Origin of the sequence: Schlesneria sp., from assembly GCF_036405755.1 — a bacterium.
Lineage (GTDB): Bacteria > Planctomycetota > Planctomycetia > Planctomycetales > Planctomycetaceae > Schlesneria > Schlesneria sphaerica.
In genome coordinates this window covers 1-7249 of the sequence record NZ_DASWWZ010000235.1, presented here as the reverse complement: position 1 = coordinate 7249, position 7249 = coordinate 1, and the positions used below count along the sequence as shown (strand labels likewise).

General features: G+C 56.3%; 6 protein-coding genes and 1 pseudogene. 4 read left to right on the top strand and 3 right to left on the bottom strand.

Going from position 1 to position 7249, the window contains the following annotated elements:
• Nucleotides 1–370: pseudogene (locus VGE80_RS08255) on the top strand (ABC transporter ATP-binding protein); the annotation flags it as partial.
• Nucleotides 371–487: 117 nt separating this feature from the next.
• On the opposite strand, the gene VGE80_RS08250 reads toward VGE80_RS08255, so the two are convergent.
• On the bottom strand, nt 488–1189 hold the full coding sequence (locus tag VGE80_RS08250; RefSeq protein ID WP_440592315.1) for a hypothetical protein: 702 nt from the start codon (nt 1187–1189) through the stop codon (nt 488–490).
• Nucleotides 1190–1197: 8 nt separating this feature from the next.
• Nucleotides 1198–1827: a hypothetical protein gene (locus tag VGE80_RS08245; RefSeq protein ID WP_440592314.1), complete on the bottom strand. Its 630-nt coding sequence runs from the start codon at nt 1825–1827 to the stop codon at nt 1198–1200.
• A 358-nt stretch (nt 1828–2185) separates the two neighbouring features.
• On the opposite strand from VGE80_RS08245, the gene VGE80_RS08240 reads away from it, so the two are divergent.
• On the top strand, nt 2186–3475 hold the full coding sequence (locus tag VGE80_RS08240) for an MFS transporter (protein WP_440592313.1): 1290 nt from the start codon (nt 2186–2188) through the stop codon (nt 3473–3475).
• Nucleotides 3476–3617: 142 nt separating this feature from the next.
• Here VGE80_RS08240 and VGE80_RS08235 read toward each other — a convergent pair whose 3' ends face one another.
• Nucleotides 3618–5057, bottom strand: a complete 1440-nt coding sequence (locus VGE80_RS08235; protein ID WP_440592312.1) for a neutral/alkaline non-lysosomal ceramidase N-terminal domain-containing protein — start codon at nt 5055–5057, stop codon at nt 3618–3620.
• 524 nt (nt 5058–5581) lie between these two features.
• Between VGE80_RS08235 and VGE80_RS08230 the strand changes: the two genes are divergently transcribed.
• Nucleotides 5582–5962, top strand: coding sequence for a YciI family protein (locus VGE80_RS08230; RefSeq protein WP_440592311.1), 381 nt, complete (start codon nt 5582–5584; stop codon nt 5960–5962).
• 515 nt (nt 5963–6477) lie between these two features.
• Nucleotides 6478–7249, top strand: a 772-nt coding sequence (locus VGE80_RS08225) for an AAA family ATPase (RefSeq protein ID WP_440592310.1), incomplete at its 3' end; no start/stop codon positions are given.

Below are 7249 nucleotides of genomic sequence, written 5' to 3'. Positions count from 1 at the left end.
TGCCATCGCACAAGCCTTGATTCGTAAGCCCGCGATCCTGCTGCTCGATGAACCCACATCGAATCTCGATCTTCGTCGGCAATTCGAAGTCAGTTCCCTGATCCGACAGATCACGAAATCGCGAAGCCTGGTCACCGTCATTTCCATGCACGATCTGAATCTGGCGGCCCGCTATGCAGACTGGATCGCAGTATTAAAAGTGGGGGAGGTATATGCGATGGGAACTCCTGCCGAAGTTCTGACCGCTGAAATGATGGCCGAAGTCTACGATGTCGAGGCAATCGTCAGCCGTGATGGCTCAGGCGTTCCTTCGATTTATGTTTCAGGAGCGGGAACGAATCTCGTGAGAGATCCCGGGGCTCGATTCTGAAATCGACATGGTGTGGACGTGCTGACTTCGAAAAGTCAGCCGTTTCGATCATCCTTTGACACCACCGCGCGTGGCGATTTTTTGCTCAAATCAAATTGGTACAAGAGACGCCAAAGATCAATATGCTTTCGGTGGCGCATACGGCTGGTACGCCATGACCTCTTGTGTCTGCTCGGGGCGATAGTAGTTATTCATCTGCATCCACAGGTTCTCGTCGACGGACTCTGGTTCTTCCGGACGGCGTACTGCTCGCAGCATCAAGCGCCAACCTTCTGCATGTGCGGGCGCGTCCCGATGAAACGAGCCGAATCCCATTTTGACGAGTTCGCCCGGCCGCAATTGGCTGCGAACAACTTCACCCTCAGCGATCATTCGTTCGATTGCCAGATTGTAAAGCACCTGCTGCGGATGGCCTGACGGATAGTCCGGCAGGTCGACCTCGCCCGTGACGTATTCCGTCAGTGAGACATCGCCAAAGACGCAAATGATCGTTTCCAGTTTGCGAACACGTTGATCGCAATTCTGATAATCGGGGCCACTCCCATCGGGACGACCGGGAACCATATCGGAATGCCAGCCTAGCAATTGATGCAGGGGGTACCAGCCTTTGCGAAGCCAGGCGAGCTTGGATCGAATCGTCAAATGCGGATCGTCGCGCCACGATTGGGGCAACAGTTCGACGAAAGATTTCGTCGCAGGGCCGCCGAGCCGCAACGCGGTTTCACGAGAGGCCTGATAAAGATTGCGTTCTTCAGCGATGATTTGCTGTGGCACCTCCGGAGCCAACGCAATGGTTTCAAATCGAGACTGAAAAATCATAGCACCTCTCACAAGTTCGTCGCGTTGCGGATGCCATTGACAAGGGGACGATTATCGCCACGCGTGGCGCGGATCCAGAAATGAAAACCGCTCGTCTTTGCCACGGCGTGCCGATGAAATGAACCCCAGCGGTAGCGGTACATCGTGTTGGCCGGGACCTGATGGATTGTCAGCCGCTGATCACCGATCGCTGCTTCAAGTCGCGTATGCCGAAGTCGGATCTCATCCATTCCCAGCGGTCCACTGTCGCATTCTGCCGCTGCAACAGCTCCCTCCAGAAACTCAATGTGAGTTTTACCGAAGCAGCATGCAATATGCTCTGCATTGCGATTAAGGTTCGACTCTCCTGGTACGCCATCCGTTCTTCCAGGAAACGGTTCATGGCACCAGAGCATCTGCCCCTGTCGAAATCCGGAGGGGAGCCAGACGAGCGTCGAATCGATGACGAGGTGCCCGGCTTTCCACTCGTCGGGGAGCGAATCAAGAAACGCTCTTGCCACTTGGCCTGATGTCTTCCGGGCGAACTGAAGACCAGCAGCAAAGAGTGGTGTCTCTCCGCGCAGGTCGTTACCCGTACACGGGAATTCCTTCATGCGAACGACCACCTCGTTCTTGCGTTGCCCATCGACAGTAGCCATTCGTCAACTTCCTCGCGCTCTCTCAACGCTTGCATCGTGTGCCTGGTTCTGTTTCCGCCCGCACAGGGGTGATCATTTGCTGCTCGAAGTGATTCGAGGGGAGCGCAAGCGGTCCCGGTAAGGATCGGTCTCCATCGGGCCGGTGAAGCCAGTTCGTTTCGAATTCTACCACTCCTCTCGGTATCATTCGACGATCTGCCATTCGATGATAACCGTCGCTTCTCGCAGGACCACGATTTGAGTAAGCCATCTCTGAGAATGAGGGCCAATTCAGTGACACCCGGCATGACGCCTGACTTGCTTGCCCCGACTACAACCATTCGTCTCCCAAGTTCCGTCCGCCTGGAAGCGTGCAACTGTGTTTTCTTCCGATCGCCCGTCCGTGATGCTGTTTCGTTTTTCTCTGTACGGATTCCTCAAAAACCAGACCTATTTTGAGCCGTTCCTCATTCTGTTCTTTCTGGAACAGGAGCTGAACTTTTTCGAGATCGGAGTCGCGATGGGGGTGGGAGCGGCTGTCTCCAACCTGCTTGAGATTCCCACGGGGGCGGCTGCTGATTTGTACGGTCGCCGCCGCTGCATGGTTGCCTCGTTTGTGATCTACATCCTGTCGTTCCTGATTCTGGCGACAGGCACAGCCTATTGGCAGCTTCTGGTTGGAGTGGCCTTGGTGGGAAGCGCCGACGCTTTTCGGGGTGGCATCCATAAGGCGATGATTCTCGATTGGCTACGTGCACAAGGGCGTGAGAATGAGCGTACCAGGATCTACGGGTATACGCGCTCCTGGTCGAAGATGGGGTCTGCGGTATCGGTGCTGATCGGGGCCGCACTCGTTTTTATGACGTCCAACTATCGCCTGATTATCGGTTTTGCGATCATCCCGTATGTCTTGAACCTCATCAATCTGGCGACCTACCCGGCATATCTTGACGCGGTGCCCAGGCAAAAACTCTCTCTGACGGCAGTGCTACGGCATATGTATCAGGTGTCCCGCGAATCCCTGAACCATCCGATGTTGCGCCGACTGACTTGGGAAACGATCGGTTTTCAGGGAGTGTACGAGGCTGTGAAGGACTATCTGCAACCGGTGCTGAAAGTGGCTGCCCTGTCCTCGCCATTGTTTCTGGAACTTGGCGACAAGCAACGGTCCGCGCTGCTGGTCGGTCTGGTTTATTTTGTGCTGCATCTGTTGGCGAGCGCCTCTTCCCGACACGCACACAGCCTTTCCCAATGGTGTGGAAGTGACGAACGTGCCTCGTATCGCGTCTGGCAAATCGTCGCGCTGGGTTACGTCGCCCTCTTGCCGGCGCTCTATTTCAAGACCTCTTCAATCGTGATCCCGATTTTCATTCTGCTCGCCTGCGCACAAAATGTGTGGCGACCGATCCTGATCAGTCGATTTGACGCTCATTCCGACCCAAGCGTCGGTGCAACGCTTCTGTCGATTGAATCGCAGGCCGCTTCGCTGGCGACTCTGATTCTGGCGCCTCTGCTCGGGTATGTCATCGACTTGGCAACGTCGTTGGAAGGTGGAACAACTGAACGCAGCTTCTGGCCAATCGCAGTCATTGGAGCTGTCCCCGCAATTCTCTTTTCGATCGACACGACGACGCGACGTACTTCCACTTCACACTCGGGCGATCATTGACCCGGGTGTGAAGCAAAAGTTCGAGCTGCCTACATCCTCTGTTGGCCAAACCTTTCGAAACCGCCTCGTCGACTTTCCATTCGAGAGATGTCTGTTTTCGGGATTGCAGTCGTTCAATCCCGGAAGGAATCTCGGAGAGCAGTCATTTCTTCAGCGAGTTGACGACCTTCTTCAGGCCGGCAAAGACTCGTTCTTCGACATCTTCGGCCCACCGATCGGTCGGCAGTCCATACACCATCATCGAGCTTTGACCTTCATAGCCCCCTTCCAGCAGAACCCGGCGCGAAGGAATGTACGCCATGACATCGTTGGAGTAGGCCGTAACCCACGTCTGCTCACCAAACTCGGCTTTGATCCGCAGCGAATAATCCACCACCACTTCCCCACCCAGAGTCACCCAAAGCTGATCGTCACCGAGTTTCCATGCCTGGACAGGATAAGGATACTCCGTGAGCTGAATGGTGCCGGACTGAAGTCCCTTAAGGACACGAGTGGCCCAGCGCTGGGTATAGCTGACCGGTTCGGCAGCCATTTTCTCGAGGCGGTCGACTGCGGGGAGAGCATTCATCGCCAGGGGGACCATCGCATGTCGAGTCGCCAGCGACGATTTGACCGGTTCCAGGGAATTCTTCAGGACCGCCTCGACCGCGTTTGCGAGTCGGTTACCGTATTCCTGACACAACTCCACGGTGCGGCGCGGAAGCGGGTTTTGATCTGCACCGCAACCCATCGTGAACAGGGCCGTCACTCCCGGGTGCTTTTCTTCGAGTGCGTACTGAGCGAAACCGGCGTAGTCACCGCACCACTGCTGGAATGAGAGCGTGGTGTTGTGGCAGGCATAGATAAACACCACCGCTTTCAGCGAGCCATCCGCCCGTTTGACGGCGAGCACCGGGACCGTATGGTCCACGGGGCCGAGCAGCAGGTTTTGCTCTCGCAGCGAGGGAACGTCGGGCTCGCGGTTGGTGCGACGGTTAACGCCAATGTCGGTCGAGCCGACGCCGCGCGACAAGGTCGCGGGTTCCAGATCGGCAATCGCTTTGCCAATGGTGGAAACGATCTCGGTGACCAGCCAGTCGGAATATTCATTGATGTCGGCCATCTGCTGATCACTGACCGGATAAATATCCAGTAACGCCCCTTTCAGCACTGGCCCACAATGCGTGTGCGAGGCGTTCAGCATGAATTGAGACTGATCCAGTCCATACTGCGTCTTCAGCTGTTTACTGACTTCGTCGTAGATCGACTGAGGAATGCCGAGCGTATCGCTCGAAAGCACAATCCCCCGGTGTCCCTGAGCATCTTCCACGGCCAGGACCCGGATGTAGAGGTCGTGAAGCTTTCCTTCGGCGGGGGCCGTCCGCCCGCCATACCCTGCCATCCACAAGGGCTTGGAAGGGGTGATGACCGCCTTTGCGGTACCGGCCTTCCAGTTGTATTCGGAGGCCTGAAGAGGCAAGGCCATCAGGGCCACCCCCAGAACCAGCATGCGAATCGAACCTGTGATCATGGACATCAGCGGTGCTTTCGTTAGAGAAACCTGGTCGAAGTCGAGCCCCTTGAAGTCCTTCTTTGTATGCACTCGACAACATCGGGTTCAACGATACATCAATGTTTTTTCATGAATTGAAGCGCATTTGAGTCCGTGGGAGTGACAGCAGGTTGTGTTACGTAAGTGAGTGATTGATCCGCCGATGACACAGAGCGACGCAGATTCCAAGGGCAAGAGAAACCTCTGCGAAAATCAGCGCAATCTGCGGATCAATCGTGCCTCGGAACGCCGTCGCAAAGTGGAACCGGCATCCTGCCGGTTTCAGGATTTTCTGACCCCGCTTTCAAACGGATGTGTCAGCCGCCATCAGGAAGGTCAAAGTGGCGGAAGGTGTTGAAGTGGCTTTTCCTCCTCAAATCTCTGCGACTGTGGGTCCGTCGAATCCTTCGGCCCAACAGCCTTTGACACCTGCCCCGCTTTCTGTCCGTCTGAAATTTTCATTCGTCTTGTCGATCTTCCGACTGTTCGTTCGACCATGGTGTGAGGAGATCGGCACGGTGACGTTCGGCCGAGTACGACCTTGAGTGTAAACGGGTGTCACAGGGAAATGCATCATGCGCGTCATGGTATTGGGGAAGGCGAGCAAAGATACCGAAGCGGGGGCGATGCCCTCTCCGCAGGCGTGGGAGGCGATGGAACAGTTTAACGAGGAACTGATTAAGGCGGGGATTGTGCTGGCTGGCGAAGGCCTGATGCCGAGTGCAAAAGGGGTGCGAATTCGCTATTCCGGCAAGGATCGGCACGTGATGCAGGGGCCGTTCGCGGAAACAAAGGAAATCGTCGCGGGATACTCGATCTGGGAAGTACAATCGATCGACGAGGCCATCGATTGGGCGAAACGCTGTCCCCTTGAGGACGGCGCCGAGGTCGAAATACGCCCGATTTTTTCGTATTCGGAAGAGGATGTCAGCGAAATTTTGACATCGCCTCAGTGACCCCTGTGGAACCGGCATCCTGCCAGTTTCAGGATTTTCTGACCTCTTCGCTGCAGGCGGGCACAGAAAAGGCACCACCGAAAAGTGGCGGGGCGCCGCGTCCACTTTTGGACATCCCTGCCAACGATCAAACTGGAATCTTCGTGTGGCGTCCGGGGAAAAAGTGATCGATCCGCCGATGACGCAGAGCGACGCAGATTCCAAGGACACGAGAAACCTCTGCGAAAATCAGCGCAATCTGCGGATCAATGGTGCTTGGGAACGCCTTTGCAATGTGGAGCCGGCATCCTGCCGGTTTCAGCTCTTCTCCGCTGAGACCAGGGCGGTCGCGGAACCGGTGAGGAACTCGTAATTCGTGATCTGCCTGTCCCATGTTTTTCGATCGTCCAATCGTGTGATTAATGTACGACAAAAAAAGATGTTGACACGATGTCGCAATGAGCGTAGTCTCTGAAGCCATCATGAGCGATTCACAAGGGAATCCGCGTTGAGCAGGTGGGGGGGGGGCTGGGGCGATGCTGCTGGAAGTGATGAGTGGGGTTGAGTCGCGACCGCTGGAGTGGGTTTGGGAGGGCGTGGTCCCGCTTGGGAAACTGACGCTGCTGATTGGCGAGCCGGGAATCGGGAAAAGTCTGGTCGCGATGGATACCATTGCGCGAGCGACACAAGGGCGACAAGGGCTGGCCGAAGATCCCCGCGGGCTGCCGGGCGATGTGATCCTGTTTGCGGGTGAGGATGATCTTTGCAGCACGATCCGTCCACGACTGGATGCTGCGGGAGCTGTCATCGAACGCGTCAGTGTCGTCCAGAATTTTGACGTCGACCCACTGGCACCTTCGTCGTACGAGCGACCGAGGCTGGATGAAGATCTCTCGATCGAGATGCTCGAGTGCTGTTTGCGAGGGAACCGGGAAGCGAACCAGCCTGTCCAACTGATCGTCATCGATCCGATCAATTGTTACCTGGATCACATCGACAGCCAGCATGAAGACCGGGTCCGGGTGATGGCGTCCAAGCTGGCGGATCTGGCACAGCGGTGCAATGTCGCCATTCTGCTGATCGCTCAACCCGCCCGAGTCGGGATTGGCAAGCGAGGGGCCTGGATGCCGACAACCCGTGTGTTTGCGAAAGCAGCTCGCTCGGTCTGGCTCGTCACACAGGACCCCGACGACGGACAACGGCGATTGCTGCTCCCCATCAAAACGAACCTCTGCGCGTTGCCCCCGGGGTTTGGATTTCAGATCCAGAATCAGGCCATCGTGTGGGAGACTGACGCCGTGTCGATGA

Excerpts from the sequence above, each read along its gene's own strand:
- VGE80_RS08250 (WP_440592315.1), bottom strand. The coding sequence starts at position 1,189 with ATGATTTTTCAGTCTCGATTTGAAACCATTGCGTTGGCTCCGGAGGTG.
- VGE80_RS08245 (WP_440592314.1), bottom strand. The coding sequence starts at position 1,827 with ATGGCTACTGTCGATGGGCAACGCAAGAACGAGGTGGTCGTTCGCATG.
- VGE80_RS08230 (WP_440592311.1), top strand. The coding sequence starts at position 5,582 with ATGCGCGTCATGGTATTGGGGAAGGCGAGCAAAGATACCGAAGCGGGG.